The sequence below is a fragment of the Aequorivita vitellina genome (genome assembly GCF_022008365.1).
Lineage (GTDB): Bacteria > Bacteroidota > Bacteroidia > Flavobacteriales > Flavobacteriaceae > Aequorivita > Aequorivita vitellina.
On record NZ_JAIRBA010000002.1, the window covers coordinates 34,647 to 51,751 of the forward strand.

The window sequence follows — 17,105 nt, forward strand, 5'->3', positions numbered from 1 at the left end:
GTTTTAAACTTTGTCAAAGTTAGGGTCGTGTTTCAAACCGTTTTGGGTCAGAGCGTCCTTTGTTAACAAATATCCTACTGCCTTCCATTAAAATTTTGCCCCACGCCCAAAGAAATAGTATCTTAGCTACTTAAAATTCCATCATAAAACACACTGAAAATGAGCACTGAAAAAGACGCAAAACTAAAAGCTTTAAAGCTTACTCTCGATAAATTAGACAAGACTTACGGCAAAGGAACTGTAATGAAAATGGGCGATAGGGCCGTGGAAGATGTAGATGTAATCCCCACCGGGTCATTGGGTCTGGACGTTGCCCTTGGCGTTGGCGGTTACCCACGCGGAAGAGTTATTGAAATATACGGTCCTGAATCTTCGGGTAAAACTACACTTACGCTTCACGCAATGGCTGAGGCCCAGAAAAAAGGAGGCATAGCAGCCTTTATTGATGCAGAACACGCTTTTGATCGTGGCTATGCCGAAAAACTTGGGGTGGATGTTGAAAACCTAATAATCTCGCAACCCGACAATGGGGAGCAAGCTTTGGAAATTGCAGACAACTTAATTAGAAGTGGTGCGATAGATATAGTAGTAATTGACTCGGTTGCAGCATTAACGCCAAAAAGCGAAATTGAAGGCGAAATGGGCGACAGTAAAATGGGGCTCCACGCGCGTTTAATGAGCCAGGCACTTAGAAAACTTACGGGTTCCATCAGCAAAACAAAATGTACGGTAATCTTCATTAACCAATTGCGTGAAAAAATAGGTGTAATGTTTGGAAATCCAGAAACCACAACGGGTGGAAACGCCTTAAAATTCTACGCTTCCGTGCGTTTGGACATTCGTCGTTCTACACAAATTAAAGATACTTCTAGTACGGCAACGGGTAATAAAACACGCGTTAAAGTTGTAAAGAACAAAGTAGCACCGCCTTTCAAACAAGTAGAATTCGACATTATGTATGGCGAAGGAATCTCTAAAGTTGGTGAAATTATAGACTTGGGTGTTGATTTTGAAATAGTTAAAAAAGCGGGCTCTTGGTTTAGCTACGACGATACAAAACTAGGGCAGGGTCGCGATGCTGTAAAAACACTTCTACTAGACAATCCTGAATTGATGGACGAGTTAGAAACTAAAATTAAAGCCGCCATTGCTGCAATTAACGAATAAAAATTCAGCAATCCACGCAACCCTTTTGATACTGTGGTATCTACAAAGTGTAGGAACCTTGATTAGTACGGTTGCCCTCTAAAAAAAGAGGTATTTACAACGGAACGATAACTCACGGTACCGCATTTGACATTAGACGAGCTCATAATACAATGCAAAAAGCAGAATGCAACGGCGCAGGGCGAATTGTACAAAAAGTACAATAGCGTTCTTTTTGCCATCTGTCTTCGCTATTCGCCTAATTATACAGAGGCTGAGGACAATTTGCAGGATGCTTTTATAACCATTTTTAAAAAAGTGGAGCAGTATAATGGCAAAGGTTCTTTTGAAGGCTGGATGAAACGGGTAACCGTTAACACCGTACTTCAGAAATACCGAAAGCAACGCACTTTTGATATTGTTGATGAAGGCCAGATAGCAGATGAAGCCGAGGTTGAAATTGAAAGTGAAGAAATTCCGTTGGAATTTTTGCTGAAAATTGTGCAAGAGCTGCCAGACAGATACAGATTGGTGTTCAGTATGTATGTTATGGATGGCTATCAGCACAAAGAAATAGCAGAAATGTTAGGAATTAGCGATGGAACGTCTAAATCAAATCTAGCACGTGCCAGAGCGATTTTGAAAAATAAAATTGAAGAATATAATGCTAAAAATTATAACACTTAAAGCATTGTATGATTGTTTAGATTGAAAGAGAAAACCCCTGCTTCAGGGTTTGGGGTTTTTTTAAAAAGATTCACGCCTTCGCGGGAACTAAAGATGAAAGAAAAGAAAAACATAGACAACATTTTTAACGAAGGTTTCAAAAATTTTGAAGCCACTCCTTCGTCGCGCGTTTGGGAAAACATCCAAGCATCGTTGAAAGAGGAGAAAAAAGATCGCAAGGTTATTCCGCTATGGATTAAACTTGGCGGTGTTGCTGCGTTAATTGCATTGTTGTTAACTGTTGGCGATTCACTTTACAATTCTTCAAATTCTACTGCTCCTTCAATTTCAAATGAAAATGTAAACGAAATAGAAAATCAAATTCAGAAAGATAAATCTGAAATTGAAGATTTTAATAATGCTTCGCAAGTAGCTTCGGAAGAAACAATAATAGAAAGCAAGGCCGTTGAAACCGAAACTGCTTCAAAAACGAACACTTCAGAAAACATTACCGAAACAAAATCTTCGAATAAAGTTTTCAAAAATAATGCTGAAAAAACAAACCGCTCTGTAATTGCTTCAAACGATTCTGAAGAAAATTCGAATAAAAATGCAATTCAAAAAAACACTTCAAAAAATAATTTGGAGGAAGGAATTGCCACTTCAAAAAATATTTCTGAAAAAGTAAAAGTCGATAATATTTCAGATAAAACCCACGAGAATATTATCAGAAAAGACGACCCAATTTTTGATTCCAAAAAGGAAAACCTCGCTGTTAACAAACCTTCAAAAAAAGACTCTTCCGAAGAAAGTAGTGTTAAAACCGAGGCACAATTAGCAGAAGAGAATAAAAACAAAAAGTCAATTTTTGAAGCAATCGCTGAACAAGACGAAGAAATAATTTCAGAAAAGAAAATAAATCAAAAACCGGAGCGCCGCTGGAATATTGCACCAAACGTTGCGCCAGTTTATTATAGTAGTTTAGGCAATGGTTCTTCCATAGATCCAACTTTTGGCGACAATCCGCAGGAGGGCGATGTTAATATGAGTTATGGCGTGCAAGTGAGTTATGCACTAAATAACCGATTGAGCGTTCGCACGGGGATAAATAATGTAGATTTAAGTTATAGTACGGGGGGCATTGAGATAGGTTCAGGCCCTGTTGCACTGGCGCTGCGCACTGTAGATTACGGCGGTAGAGAAATAGTGCTTACCGCGGTTGATAAAGGTGCCTTGGCCAATGCCGCGCCATCAAATGGTTTTGGCGAAATTATGCCGAAATCTACAAAAGGAGAAGCGAGACTTATTCAAAATATAAACTATTACGAAGTGCCTGTAGAACTTAAATACGCCGTAATTGATAGCAGATTTGGCATTAATGTAATTGGAGGTTTAAGTACTTTATTTTTGGGTAATAATGAAATTTCGGTAAATGCTGATAATTTTAATAGTGTGTTGGGAGAAGCAAATAATCTCTCATCAGTAAGTTTTTCAACTAACGTAGGGCTGGGAGTGGACTACAAATTGTCCAAAAAATTTACGTTTAATATTGAACCCATGTTTAAATACCAGCTCAACCCTTATACCGATTCGGCTGTAAACTTTAAGCCATACTATTTAGGCGTTTACAGTGGATTGAGTTTCAAGTTTTAGGTTAATTTTTAGTTGAACTTGTTTGATATACTTCAAGCAAAATGATTGAGAAAACCGTTCTGCGCCATAGGACGGTTTTTTTATTTCTGCGAAGGCAGGAATCTCAAAAGTCAGTTTCACAACTAACGGTAAACGAATGTCTGGAATTTTATTTCAAAAAACTGCGTAGTATTTGGCAGCCCATTGTAATTAGGTAAAGAACCATCTTAAACCGTGGGCTGCAACAATTCACTCAAAATTACTTCGCGGGTTTCTTTTTTCAATTCTTTTCTATTTTCTAAAGTGAGTCCGGCAGTTGGTATAAGTTTGTGTATTTTCACCCGCATTTTTCCGGGCCCGCCTCTAAAAAAGGAATATGGAAAACGTTTTTTATTGTCGTGAAAAGTCATTGGTGCAATGGGAATTTGGTGTTCTATTGAAAGCCTAAAAGCACCATCTTTAAATTCGTCTAAAAGCAGTGAAAGATCCTCGGGCACACCGCCTTCGGGAAAAATGCAAACACTCAATCCTTCATCCAACCGTTTTTCGGCTCTTCGGAAAGCTTCAACGCGACTCTTTGTATTGCCGCGATCTACTAAAATACAGGTGCGTTTATAAATATATCCGAAAAGTGGAATTTTCGCCAATTCCTTTTTTCCAACAAAAACGAATGGATTTTTGGTTGCGTAAAACATCAACATTATATCGGTCATCGATGTGTGGTTGGCCACAAACATATAGCTTCTCCCTTTTTCGTATTCCACTTCGCGTTTAATAATAGGGTAACAGCCAATGCCATAAATAATAAATGCCGACCAAGTTCGCGCAACCTTAAAGAAAAGCGGGTACCAAGAATGTTTTAAAATGCTAATTATAAGAAATGGAAACAGTAAAATGGTAGCTAATGCAATTACTAAGTAGAACCAAAAACGGTAAAATGCTGCAAATATTTTTTGAAATAGTTTCATTGAAGTTCAAAAGTAACAATTTGAACGATGCAAATAAATCAAATAAAGTACCTTTGCTGAAATTTTTTAAAACAATGTCTAGAATACTCACAGGAATACAAAGCACAGGCACGCCACATCTCGGAAACCTTTTGGGAGCAATCATTCCAGCAATTGAAATGACAAACGATCCAAAAAACGATTCGTTTCTTTTTATTGCAAATATGCACTCGTTGACGCAAATTAAAAATGCCAAAACACTTCGCGAAAACACATATAGCGTCGCAGCAACTTGGTTGGCCTTTGGCTTAAACATTGAGCGTGTGGTTTTTTACCGGCAAAGTGATGTGCCACAAACCACAGAGCTAAGTTGGTATTTAAGTTGTTTTTTTCCGTTTCAGCGATTAACGTTAGCACATTCTTTTAAAGACAAAGCCGATCGTTTGGAAGATGTAAATGCAGGCCTTTTTTCGTACCCGATGCTAATGGCAGCCGACATACTTTTGTACGATGCCGAAATTGTTCCCGTTGGGAAAGACCAAATGCAACATCTTGAAATTACCCGCGATGTCGCTTCTCGTTTTCACGCACAAATGGGTGAAACTTTTGTGATGCCAACCGGAAAAGTTCACGAAGAAACAATGTATGTTCCGGGAACTGATGGCTCCAAAATGAGTAAGTCTAAAGGAAATTATATAAACATATTTTTGAACGACAAGCAACTTCGGAAGCAAGTTTTAAGTATTGAAACCGATAGCACGCCGCTGGAAGAACCCAAAAATCCTGATACTTGCAACGTTTTCGGTATTTATAAATTATTGGCTTCAAAAGAAGAAGTTGTGCAGATGCGAAAAAATTACGAAGCCGGAAACTACGGTTACGGTCACGCAAAACAAGCTTTGTTTGAATTAATAGTTGAGAAATTTTCTGAAGAGCGCAGTCGTTATAAATATTATATGGAAAACCTTCCAGAAATAGATGCTGCTTTAGCTGCCGGCGCCGAAAAGGCCCGAAAAGTTGCCGATGGCGTTTTGAAAAGAGTTCGGGAGAAAGTTGGGTATTAGCTTTGGCTTCGTTCAGCGACCAACAGTTGTTAGAATTTGTTTTAAACCAACTGAAACAACTTCCCCGGCAGTGGCCGCACAACACCTTTCAATTCCATATTCATTAAAATGCTCGCAGCTTTATAGGCCGGAATGTTGCATTCCAACGCAATGGTGTCTAACAGTTCTTTTTCTTTTTCTTTTAAAAATCGAAATATTACTTTTTCCGCTTCGTCTAATTCTACAAAGAGTTGGGTTTGCTTGGGTTTTTGGTTTTCTTTCAATTCCCAACCGAGCATATAAATAATATCTGCGGCATTTGTAAGTAAGTGCGCTTTTTGCTGTTTTATTAAATTGTTGCAGCCACGACTTTGGCTATCGGTTGCTCTTCCGGGAACGGCAAATACTTCACGGTCGTATGAATTTGCAATATCTGCTGTCACTAAACTTCCTCCTTTTTCGGCAGATTCAATAACGATGGTTGCTTCGGAAAGACCGGCGATAATTCGGTTTCGTTTTAAAAAATTATTGCGGTCGAAGGCATCACTACTCCAAAACTCTGAAATGAAACCACCATTTTCCTCGATTTTTTGAACGTATTTTTTGTGATCTTTCGGGTATATTTGATTCAGCCCGTGCGCTAAACACGCAATGTTTTGCAAGTTGTTTTCTATGGCTGCTTTGTGCGCACAAATATCAACTCCGTATGCCAAACCCGAAACAATCACTGGGTTTAACGGCGCAATTTCTTCAATTAAATTTTGACAAAATGTATTGCCATAACTCGTAATTTTACGTGTGCCAACGACGCTTATTATCTTTTTCCCTACCAAATCTATATTTCCACGGTGGAAAAAAAGTATGGGTCCATCGATGCAATGTTTTAATTTTTCGGGATAGGTTTTGTCTTTAAAATAGCGGTATTCAATATTATTTTCTTCAATAAAACGCAATTCTTCATCTGCTTGATCCAACTGTAATTTCAGATTTATTTCCTTTAACCGAATAATACCGATTCCATCAATTTTAGCGAGATTGCTTTTTTTCTCCTTAAAAACCGCTTCCGCAGAACCTAGTTTTCGCAGAAGTTTTTTTGCCGAAATATCGCCCATATTTGGTATTCGCTGTAAAGCGAGTGTATAACGCAGTTCGTTTTTCGAAAGCATAATTTAAAATTTAAAAACGGGGGAATCTTGTTAAAAATACGAAATTTTTAAGTTGTTAATAAATTACCAAAACAAAAATTGGATTGCTTTAAAAAAAGGCTAATTTTGTTTATATGCAACTTACAACCTACATATCCGATCTGCTTTATCGTTACGAATGTGTTATTATTCCTGGGTTTGGCGCATTTTTAACGCGTTACAAATCTGCACAAATTGACGAGACTTCAAATACATTTAATCCGCCTTCAAAAATTGTTTCGTTTAATAAACAATTACAGGCGAATGATGGCTTGTTTGCAAATTATGTAGCTTCGGTTGAAAAATGCAGCTATGAGACGGCTTTGCAGAGAATTCGAAATTTTACGGCTCAAATTTCCAACGAACTTGCAGACGGTAAAAATGTTGTCTTTAAAAATATTGGTGAATTCTCCCTAAATGCCGAAAAATCGTTGCAGTTTGAACCTATTCAGCAGCAAAATTACAGTACAACTGCATTTGGGTTATCGTCGTTTGTTTCGCCAAAAATAAGTCGCGAAGCGTACAAAGAAGAAGTTGCTGCATTGGAAGAAAAAGCTCCAATTCATTTTACACCTACTAGGCGAGAAGCAAAACCGTATCTTAAATACGCTGCAATTGCGGTTATTGCACTTTCAGCCATCGGTTTCGGAAGTATGAAAATGTACGAAGGTCAGGTTCAAAAGTATAATTATGCGGAACGAGAAAAGGCTAATTCGCTTGTTGAAAACCAAATTCAGGAAGCTACGTTTGTAATTGAAAATCCGCTTCCGGTGCTGAGTTTACAAGTTCCAAAACACACGGGAATTTATCACCTCGTTGCGGGTGCTTACCGTATGGAAGAAAACGCTTCTAAAAAAGTTGAACAATTACGTGAAAAGGGATACTCTCCTTTAAAAATGGATGCTAATCGCTATGGACTTCATCAAGTGCTCTATGCAAGTTTTGATGATAAAGTAGAAGCACAGCGTAAACTGCATGAAATTCAAAAAACCGAAAATGCCGATGCTTGGCTCTTGGTACAGGAAATCAAGTAGTGTTACTTTATTCAATTTTTACTTCTCCTTAATTTTATACTTAGGTATCTTTGCAAAAATTTTCACAGATGCAAGCCAAAACACCGCAACAGTCTTTAACCATTTATACCGATATGGTATTGCCCAGCGAAACAAACCCCATTGGCAATATGTTTGGGGGCGAACTTTTGGCGCGCATGGATCGTGCAGCCAGTATTGCCGCACGCCGCCACAGTCGCAGAATTGTAGTTACCGCTTCGGTAAACCACGTGGCATTTAATAAAATGATTCCGTTGGGGAGTGTGGTTACGGTCGAAGCCAAGGTTTCAAGGGCTTTTAGTAGTTCAATGGAAGTGTATATGGATGTGTTTATTGAAGATCGCGAAAGTGGCGAGCGGAGTCTTTCAAACGAAGCTATTTATACGTTTGTGGCTGTAGATGAAACTGGCAATCCCGTACGTGTTCCCGAAATTGTTCCTGAAACAGAACTTGAAAAAGCTCGATTTGAAGCTGCACTTCGAAGAAAACAATTAAGCTTAGTACTTGCTGGCAAAATGAAACCGAAAGATGCTACTGAGCTTAAAGCTTTATTTCAATAGAACAGCATTCTTTCGCAAATTGGTGATTTAGTTGGACTAAAGTGAGAGCTTTTTAGTTAAAACTTGAATATTTCATCAAAATAATGATGGCTATCATAGTGGTATTAAATATATTTGGAATCCTTTCTTGAAAATTTCGCAAGAATTTTTCTTAAGGGATTTTTTCGAATCTATTTCAAAATCTATATCAACTATGAGAAAAACTACCATTCCTTCATTTCGAAGTATCCTCATTTTATCGTTGACATTGGTGTTTACAATGTCTTTCGGTCAAAATTCAACAGACATTAATTTTCAGGGTGAAACCATTTCAATGCCTGAAAATATTGCCAATTTTCAATGGAGCCAAATGCCAGAATCTTCAAAACTGGCCAACGGTTATGTGGGTTGGGTTCAATTTTATGAAACTCCCACCCAGCAAATTCAAGATGATTTTAAAAGGAACAACTTAAAGTTATTAGAATATATTCCGCACAAAACTTATCTTTTCTATTTTCCGAATAATACTGCTGTAAGCTATTTAAGAAATAGCGGTGTGCGTACTATCGTTCCGGTGGCAGCGAGTGCAAAAATTTCTTCAACTTTAAAAAATCCGCCGTATGATAACTGGGCGATGGACGGCGATAATATTTTGGTTACGCTTCAGTTTCACAAATTTGTTGATGTTAATTATGTAATTCAGCAATTGGCGGAGCATCAAATAGCGGTAAAACAACAATACAAGGGTGCAAATAACATAGACCTTTCCATTCCAAATAATTGTTTAGAAGATTTGGCAAATATGCCTTTCGTAAAATGGGTTGAATTAATAGTGGCGCCATCTGTTAAGGATGATACGCGTGGCCGAAGCTTGCACCGCTCCAGCAATTTAGATACGCAAACTACAGCTGGAAGAAATTACACAGGTCTTGATATAGGCGTAATGTGCCGTGATGATGGTATTGTGGGACCACACATTGATTTTCAAGGAAGAATAGACAATACTATGGCAACTGGTACGGGCCAAACCCACGGCGATGGTGTTTCGGGTATTATGGCTGGAGCCGGAAATCTTAATCCGTCTAATAGAGGAATGGCCGCGGGGTCAATGCTATATGTGGTGAACTATCAGCCCAACTTTTTAGATACTCCAACTGTTTCACTTATTAATAGTGGAGATGCTGTAATTACCAATTCTTCATATAGTAACGGATGTAACGCAGGGTATACTACTATTACCCAAACGGTAGATACACAAGTAAAAACGTTACCGAATTTACAACATACTTTTTCGGCTGGAAATTCTAACAATAACAATTGTGGATATGGCGCCGGCAATCAATGGGGTAATATTACAGGTGGGCACAAACAAGGAAAAAACGTAATTGCAACTGCAAACGTATTTTTTGATGGTTCATTGGTAAATTCAAGTAGCCGTGGTCCAGCACACGATGGCCGCATTAAGCCCGATATTGCTGCTAATGGCCAAAACCAAATTTCTACTGCTGAAAATAATACGTATCAAAGTTTTGGTGGTACTTCGGGTGCTTCACCTGGAATTGCGGGTGTGGCTGCGCAGCTTTATCAAGCATATTCCGAAGCAAACGGCAATGTGTTACCACCGTCTGCACTTATTAAGGCAGCAATGCTTAACACTGCAAACGACGCCGGAAATGTAGGGCCCGATTATAAATTTGGTTGGGGAATTGTAAACGGTCTGCGCGCTGCAAAGCTTATTGAAGATAACCGTTTTCTATCTGATCAAGTTACACAGGGCAATTCAAACAACCACAACATAAATGTGCCTGCAGGAACCAAACAAGTTCGATTTATGGTTTATTGGAGTGATACTCCGGCTTCACCAGGAGCAAATCCTGCATTGGTAAACGATTTAGATTTATTGGTTACAGATCCGTCAAGCACGGTTTTAGAGCCTTTTATTTTAGATCCAACACCAAATCCGGTTACCTTGAATCTTCCTGCCACCAATGGTCCCGACCATTTAAATAATATGGAACAAGTTCTTATTAATAATCCGGCGGCGGGTAATTACACAATTAATGTTGACGGATTTAATGTTCCCGTTGGTCCTCAGGAATATTTTGTAGTTTATGAAATTATTTCAGATAACATTACAGTTACCTACCCAAATGCGGGTGAAAGTTTTGTTCCGGGCGAGACAGAATCAATTCATTGGGATGCGGTTCCTGTAAACACTACTTCAGACTTTGTACTTGAGTATTCAGTTGACAACGGAGGGAGTTGGAATGCCATTGCAACAGTGTCAAACACAACTACCAATTATGGTTGGAATGTTCCTAATTCTGTAACAGGGAGTGCTTTAATTAGGGTTAGTAACGGAGCTTCGCAAGATGTTAGCGACGAAAATTTCTCTATCGCACCATTGGTTACTGGATTACAATTAAACCAAGTTTGTCCAGATGAAGCAACCTTTGCATGGAGTGCAGTAACTGGAGCTGAATCGTATGATTTATATATTCTGGGTGATAAATATATGGAAGTAGTTGGTACTTCTGCTACCAATAGTATTACAGTTCCAATCACCGATCCAACTGAGCCAATGTGGTTTGCAGCTGTTGCAAAAAATGCAACCGATAATTGGGAAAGTAGAAGAACTATTGCTACTTATTATGCGGGTGGATTATTAAATTGTTCGTTAGCAAATGATGTGGGAATTGTTAGTAATAACGACCCGAGCGATTTCAACTTAGTTTGTAATCCTGGACCTGCAATTGTTTCGGTATTAATAATTAATACAGGTGTAGCTTCGCAAAGTAATTTTCCTGTTAGTTATCAATTAGATAGCGGATCTGTTGTAACTGAAACCTTTTCTGGAACCGTTGCTTCGGGCCAACAAGAGGTTTATGACTTTACTACTCCATTAGAAATTACAACTGCCGGCACTTATACTCTTAATGTATCTGTAGATTTAAGTGGCGATGAAAACCCGAATAACGACACAGACGCACTTACTTTTTATGCTGCCACCAGCGCCGAACAGTTAGATTATGCCGAACCATTTGATGTAAACGGAGTGCCACCAGCTGGATGGACTATTATAAATCCAGATAATGAAGATACTTGGGTTCAACGTACAACTGTGGGTAGCGATGGCTCTCAGACGGTAACTGCTTATATAGATAACTTTGGTTATAATGGGCAAGGTGCAGAAGACAGTTTAGAAACATTGTTTATAGATTTAACAATGGCAAGCTCAGCTGCTTTAGATTTTGATTTAGCAAAAGCTCAATATTCATCTGGTTTCTCAGACGCATTTAGAGTTGATATTTCGGTTGATTGTGGCGCCACTTTCACGCAAATCTATTATAAAGATGGGCTAGATTTATCTACTGTTTCAGGATATGTAACTAGTAATTGGAGTCCTACCTCTGCTGGAGATTGGCGTACTGAAACTATTGATTTAGCTCCTTATTTGGGAGAAAATGTTCAATTTCGTTTTGTAAATATCAATGGTTATGGTAATGGTACATTTATCGATAATATTAATGTAAGCGGTGTTTTAAACGTTGTGGAAGAAGATTTTGCAAAGCTTGCAGTTTATCCAAATCCAGCTTCGAGCGAAGTATTTATTAATTTAAATAATGCTGTGCAAGACAATGTTTCCATTAGCTTATTCAACAGCTTGGGGCAACGCCTTCAAACTGTTTCAGAAAGCCAAATGGCTGGGAAAACGGTGGGTGTACTAAATGTTTCAGGGTATGCAAGCGGCGTTTATTTTATAACTATTAAAGCAGGAGAGAAGCTTGCAACCAAAAAATTGATAGTTCAATAATCAAATCAATTTATAATTCAAATTAAGAAGGGAGCCATTGCGGCTCCCTTTTTTTACATTCTATAAATCCAATCCGCTGGATTTATTTTTGTTTTATTTTGATAAATATAAAACTTTAAAACGGTTCGTCCTTCGGTTGGACTTTTGGCCACAGTGCCAATGGTTTGCTTGGTGGCAACCTTATCGCCTTTTTTCACTGTAACGGAAGCAAGATTGCTATAAACCGAAATATAATCGCCGTGTTGAATAAAGATTACCTTGTTAGCGCCTTTAATAATTTGAATAGACATAACCTGCCCTTCAAAAATAGAGCGAACTTGCTCGTTATCTGCTGTTGCAATTTCAACACCGCTACTGTTTGTGGTTACATTCGGAAACTGTGGGTGTTGATGTCTTCCAAAACTTTTTACAACCATTCCTTTTTCCACCGGCCACGGAAGTTTTCCTTTATTGCTTGTAAAACTTGCTGCTAAAGCTTTGTCTTCAGCTGTTAAGGCAAACTCTTCTGCTTTTGCAGGTTTGGTAATCACATTTTTTGTATCGGGTGAGGAAGATCCGCTGCCTTTTGCCTTCGCTGCTGCAAGTGCTTTTTCGCGGGCAATTCTATTGGCTTCTTCAATTGCAGCTCTAATAAGTTCATCTATCTGTTTGTCTATGGCATCTGCTTGTTTTTGTTTTGTTTTAATTTGTGCGGCAAACTTACTTTCGTCTTTTTTCAAAGTAGCTATCAATGTGCGTTGATCTTTTCGCTCTTCGGTTAATTGCGCTTTGGCAACTTCGTTTTCGGCTATTAGTTTTTGTTTTCTTTTCTTTTGTGAAATTAAATCTGCGTTCAGTTGTTGCAGCTCCTCTGTTTTTATTCGAATTCCTTCGCCTTGCTTTTTTCTGAATTTAGCATATTGCTTCATATATTGAACGCGTTTGTACGCCTGTAAAAAATTCTGTGAAGACAGTAAAAACATTATCCGACTCTGCTGATTTTTGCTTTTGTAAGATTTCTGAATCATCGCAGCATAATCTGCTTTCATTATTTTTAATTCTTCGCGGAGCGTACTAATTTTCTCAATATTATTATTAATATTTCGGGTAAGTAAGTTGGCTTGTTGATTGGTGACGCGAATTAAATTTTCGGTTGCCGAAATGCGTTGGTTTAAATCTTCTACCTGCGAAAGCACAGATTTTTCCTCCTTTTTTGTTTTGAAAAGAAGCGAATTTATCTGCTTTATTTCTTCAAGAATAGCTTGTCGTTTTTCTTCCAGTTGCTTCTGTTTATCTATTTGAGCAGAAACAGAAACCGAAATTATACAAACGAATAAAATAAGATATGTGCGAAACTGCTTCATTTAATTAAGTTGGATTTCTTCGTAACCTTGTGGAATTTCAAACGGGAAACTCACGTTTGCATTTACATCTATTTTTCTGTAATTGATTTCTATTTTTGTTTTTGAACCTTTTTCCGAAGTGTCTATCAATATAGTTGAAGGAAAATATTGCCGCTCAATATTTTGATAATCGCCATAACGAATACTCAACAGACGCTCCGCGCTGGGTTGGTACAGGTTTTCAGATGCAATTTTGAAATTTTCAGAATTTAAAAGCAAGGAATGTATAAAATCTTGCGGTTGTTGTTTGGGTTGTATTTTGAATTTATTCAAAGAAACTTCCGATTTATATTCTGAAGGATTTAAGGTGAAAATTGACTGTCCCAAAAGTAAATTTTGCGTTTGCTGAAAATTAATGGGTGTGCCAAGCCATTCGCCCAATAGAGCGAAATCGCCTTCAAAATAAGTTTTCCCGATGGTTTCGTAATAACTTACACTTGTTGGTGTTATTAAAACTTTGGCAACGGTAATTCCTAAAATGGAAGCTTTTATCCAAATATTTTTATCTTTTTCCATCCGAAGACTTACCGTTATACTCTGCGATTTATCTTCGGTATCGTACACCAATTGTACACGCCCGGCTAAAGTTGTAAAATCTGGAGCTGCAGCTTGGTGAGCAGAAATTACTTCTTTTGCCGAAGCACTTTCAATATTTACAATATTCTTGGCACCACCGCAGGAAGCGAGCACCAATAAAATCAATAAATAGTAGGGTTTTAGTTTCATAGAATTTTAGTTGGGCAATTTTGTTGCTGCGGCTTTTTCAGAATACATTTTTGCCTTTTCAGCATTGCCTTTTGCAGTGTACGCAAATGCGAGCTGTTTGTAAAAGTCTTGTTCCATTTTTGGGTCTTCCAAAATAAAATCTAAACCAGTTTCTAAACTTTCAATCGCAGCATTGCTGTTTTCGAGTGCATTATTAGCAACGCCGTTTAGCAAATAAAGAAGTGCTTGAGCAGGAAATATTTCGAGGCCTTCCGAACTCAGTTTTGCCGCGGCTTCATATTTTTTGAAATCAATTTGAAACAGAAGCGTATTTTTTAAAAGATTGTAATTATCGGGGTCTCGAGCGATTCCTTTTTCGTAGGCATTTAGCGCATCTTCTTTTCTATTTTTTGTGGAGTAGTAATCGCCCAGTTTTTCGTAAACGCGTCCATTTTCAACTGAAAATTGATTTACAATTTCGTTTAATTCGGACTCAAATGTGGGGTTTTCGTTCACAAACTGAATAAAATCGCCCAACACTTTATACTTGGTTTCTTTGTCAACATCTTCCGAAGAAAAAATAATTTTCATAGACTTTATAGCTTCCGAAGAATTGTCTGCATCTAAATAAAACTTGTAAAGTGCTAAATGTACCAACTGCGATTTTGGATTACTTTTTAGCAGGCTTTTAGCGGCCTCGAAAGCTTTTTCTTTGTTGCCTTGCTCGCTATAAAGAAAAATGAGGTTTAGGTATTCTTTTTCATTTTTAGGGTTGTTGTCTATCTTTTCCTCCAGATTTTCAATGGCGCCTTCGGTATTGCCCGTAGCACGATAGATTTGAGCGCGTAAGGCATTGCGAATGTCGCTTTCACCCCAATCGTCGTCTAATGCATCTAACTGTTCCAAAGCCTTGTCATATTGCTTTGTTAACGTGTAAAGGTTGGCTAAATCTTCTCTGTAATCTTCATCAAAAGCAATTAGCCGCTGTACGAGCGGAATGGATTTTTTGTATTCTTTTTGTCGGTGATATAATTCGTAAAACTGCTCTAAAACATCAAGCCTATCGCCTTGGCTTTTCAATACTTTGTTGAAATCTGCTTCGGCTTCGTCGTATTGTTTTAAATAGGTGTGGTTTTTACCCATTTCAAAATACACAACCGCTTTGTTTTCTTCACTTTTTGCAGCTTTTTCTGCTTTGTGCAAAGCAGTGAGCGCCAATTCATAATTTTCTATGCCTTTTTGTTTTAAAGCTTCAAAAAAGTATTCCTGAAAATCATCGGTAACATCACCCAATTGATCCATTGGGTTGTGGATGGAATCGTTTTTAATTTCTTGCGCGACAAATTGCTTAGGAAGAATTATCCCGAAGAGAATTAAAAATATGTATTTATGTTTTAGCTTCAAATTATATGAATCCTTTTTTCGCAGGAATTTTATTTCAATTCAGAATAATCGCCAATACTCACATTGGTAAACTTGCCATTAAAAGTAGCATAATTACCGATCATTGCGTTGTCTAAATTTGCATTCTTAATTGTTGAATTAGTTTGAATAATACTGTTTTTAATCGTGCTATCTTCAATTACCGTGCCTTCGCCAATAGAGGCGAATGGGCCAACAGTACTATTTTTTAGCGTTACATTTTTGCCTATAAAACAAGGCGCAATTATTTTTGAATTTTCATTGCAAATGTTTTCTGAAATCAACGGACTGTTTGCTTCGGAAAGAAAGCCTAACATTCGCTGATTGGTTTCTACAGTTACCTCTTTATTGCCGCAATCCATCCATTCATCAACCGTTCCGGTTTTGAAAATTTTCCCTGCAGCCATCATTCTTTTAATACCGTCGTTAATTTGATATTCGCCACCGTTGATAATGTTATTGTCTAAAACGTGCTGTAATTCATTTTTAAGTTGCGACACATCTTTAAAATAGTAAATACCTATAACGGCTTGGTCGCTTACATATTCTTCGGGTTTTTCAACTAGTTCAATTATTTCGTTCTTTTCGTTGAGGTTTACTACCCCGTAAGCTTCCGGATTTTCAACTTTTTTGGTCCAGATTACAGCATCTGCTTCTTTGTTTAAATCGAAATCGGCGCGAATTAAAGTATCGGCATACGCGATGACCGCTGATCCCGAAAGTGAATCTTTGGCGCACATTATAGCGTGGCCCGTACCTTTGGGATCAAGTTGGCGATAAATAGTAGGTTTAGCGCCTAGATTTTTAGCAAGCGCTTCAAGTTCTTTAATTACATCATCGCCGAAAAAGGCGGGATCGCCCAAAATAAAAGCGATTTCATCTATTTCTTCATTTAAAACTCCAGCAATATCTTCAACCAAACGATGAACGATTGGTTTTCCTGCAACGGGAATTAAAGGTTTTGGTACTGTAAGTGTATGTGGTCTTAAACGTGAGCCTCTCCCGGCCATTGGTACAATTATCTTCATATATATGCCCTGCCAAAGGCAGGTGTTTTATTAAATTGATTATTTATTTTAATGTGTACGCCACAAATCGCGTCTCTACAATTACTTTGTTCCAGTAGAGCCAAAACCCCCAGCACCGCGCGAAGTATCGCTCAATTCGTCTGCCTCTTCCCAAACGGCGCGTTCGTGTTTTGCAATTACTAATTGGGCAATGCGCTCGCCGTGTTCTATGGTAAAATCTTCGTTGGAAAGGTTTACTAAAATCACTCCAATTTCGCCGCGGTAATCGGCATCGATGGTTCCGGGGGAATTTAAAACCGTGACTCCTTTTTTGGCTGCCAAACCGCTTCGTGGGCGAACTTGCGCCTCATAACCAATCGGCAATTCTATAAAAAGTCCGGTTTTTACAATGGCACGCTGCAATGGTTTTAAAGTTGAAGGCGCGTCAACGTTTGCCCGCAAATCCATTCCTGCCGAAGCAATGGTTTCGTACGAAGGCAGCGGATGGTTTGATTTGTTGATTATTTTAATTTTCATATATTTTTTAATGGTTCCAATCGACTCCG

The 17,105-nt window shown here is 38.2% G+C and carries 14 protein-coding genes; 7 read left to right on the forward strand and 7 right to left on the reverse strand.

The genetic code is table 11. The annotated features are described in order from the left end of the window. The first annotated feature begins 159 nt into the window (after nt 1-159). The 3 genes from recA to K8089_RS01235 all read left to right on the forward strand — a co-directional run bounded on the left by recA (nt 160) and on the right by K8089_RS01235 (nt 3,465). Entirely contained in the window at nt 160-1,167 is a 1,008-nt protein-coding gene (recA, locus tag K8089_RS01225; protein WP_237601445.1) for a recombinase RecA, read from the forward strand. 126 nt (nt 1,168-1,293) lie between these two features. Then, a complete protein-coding gene (locus tag K8089_RS01230; protein ID WP_237601446.1) occupies nt 1,294-1,833 on the forward strand; it encodes an RNA polymerase sigma factor in 540 nt (179 codons plus the stop codon). A gap of 93 nt (nt 1,834-1,926) precedes the next feature. Further along, nucleotides 1,927-3,465 (forward strand): outer membrane beta-barrel protein, encoded by a 1,539-nt coding sequence (locus tag K8089_RS01235; RefSeq protein ID WP_237601447.1) that lies wholly within the window; start codon nt 1,927-1,929, stop codon nt 3,463-3,465. A 206-nt stretch (nt 3,466-3,671) separates the two neighbouring features. On the opposite strand, the gene K8089_RS01240 is transcribed toward K8089_RS01235, so the two are convergent. Further along, nucleotides 3,672-4,412 carry a lysophospholipid acyltransferase family protein gene (locus tag K8089_RS01240; protein WP_237601448.1) on the reverse strand — a complete coding sequence of 247 codons (741 nt, stop codon included), beginning with the start codon at nt 4,410-4,412 and terminating at the stop codon, nt 3,672-3,674. A 74-nt stretch (nt 4,413-4,486) separates the two neighbouring features. Here K8089_RS01240 and trpS point away from each other — a divergent pair, with 74 nt between their 5' ends. Next, nucleotides 4,487-5,455: a tryptophan--tRNA ligase gene (trpS, locus tag K8089_RS01245; protein WP_237601449.1), complete on the forward strand. Its 969-nt coding sequence runs from the start codon at nt 4,487-4,489 to the stop codon at nt 5,453-5,455. Between the two features lie 41 nt (nt 5,456-5,496). Here trpS and dprA read toward each other — a convergent pair whose 3' ends face one another. Next, a complete protein-coding gene (gene dprA, locus K8089_RS01250; protein WP_237601450.1) occupies nt 5,497-6,600 on the reverse strand; it encodes a DNA-processing protein DprA in 1,104 nt (367 codons plus the stop codon). Nucleotides 6,601-6,713: 113 nt separating this feature from the next. Between dprA and K8089_RS01255 the strand changes: the two genes are divergently transcribed. From K8089_RS01255 to K8089_RS01265, 3 genes are all read left to right on the forward strand, one after another. Continuing rightward, a complete protein-coding gene (locus K8089_RS01255) occupies nt 6,714-7,652 on the forward strand; it encodes an HU domain-containing protein (protein ID WP_237601451.1) in 939 nt (312 codons plus the stop codon). A gap of 68 nt (nt 7,653-7,720) precedes the next feature. Next, entirely contained in the window at nt 7,721-8,230 is a 510-nt protein-coding gene (locus K8089_RS01260) for an acyl-CoA thioesterase (RefSeq protein ID WP_237601452.1), read from the forward strand. A gap of 193 nt (nt 8,231-8,423) precedes the next feature. Further along, nucleotides 8,424-12,023, forward strand: coding sequence for a S8 family serine peptidase (locus K8089_RS01265; RefSeq protein ID WP_237601453.1), 3,600 nt, complete (start codon nt 8,424-8,426; stop codon nt 12,021-12,023). A gap of 53 nt (nt 12,024-12,076) precedes the next feature. Here the strand turns inward: K8089_RS01265 and K8089_RS01270 are convergent, their stop codons facing one another. The 5 genes from K8089_RS01270 to dut all read right to left on the reverse strand — a co-directional run bounded on the left by K8089_RS01270 (nt 12,077) and on the right by dut (nt 17,076). Beyond that, nucleotides 12,077-13,366 carry a murein hydrolase activator EnvC family protein gene (locus K8089_RS01270; RefSeq protein ID WP_237601454.1) on the reverse strand — a complete coding sequence of 430 codons (1,290 nt, stop codon included), beginning with the start codon at nt 13,364-13,366 and terminating at the stop codon, nt 12,077-12,079. Next, the gene (locus tag K8089_RS01275) at nt 13,367-14,131 is read right to left on the reverse strand and encodes a DUF4292 domain-containing protein (protein ID WP_237601455.1); all 765 of its coding nucleotides are present in this window, start codon (nt 14,129-14,131) and stop codon (nt 13,367-13,369) included. 6 nt (nt 14,132-14,137) lie between these two features. Continuing rightward, a complete protein-coding gene (locus tag K8089_RS01280; RefSeq protein WP_237601456.1) occupies nt 14,138-15,514 on the reverse strand; it encodes a tetratricopeptide repeat protein in 1,377 nt (458 codons plus the stop codon). A 29-nt stretch (nt 15,515-15,543) separates the two neighbouring features. Then, a complete protein-coding gene (locus K8089_RS01285; protein WP_237601457.1) occupies nt 15,544-16,560 on the reverse strand; it encodes a sugar phosphate nucleotidyltransferase in 1,017 nt (338 codons plus the stop codon). A gap of 81 nt (nt 16,561-16,641) precedes the next feature. Next, nucleotides 16,642-17,076, reverse strand: a complete 435-nt coding sequence (gene dut / locus K8089_RS01290) for a dUTP diphosphatase (protein WP_237601458.1) — start codon at nt 17,074-17,076, stop codon at nt 16,642-16,644. Between the last annotated feature and the right edge of the window lie 29 nt (nt 17,077-17,105).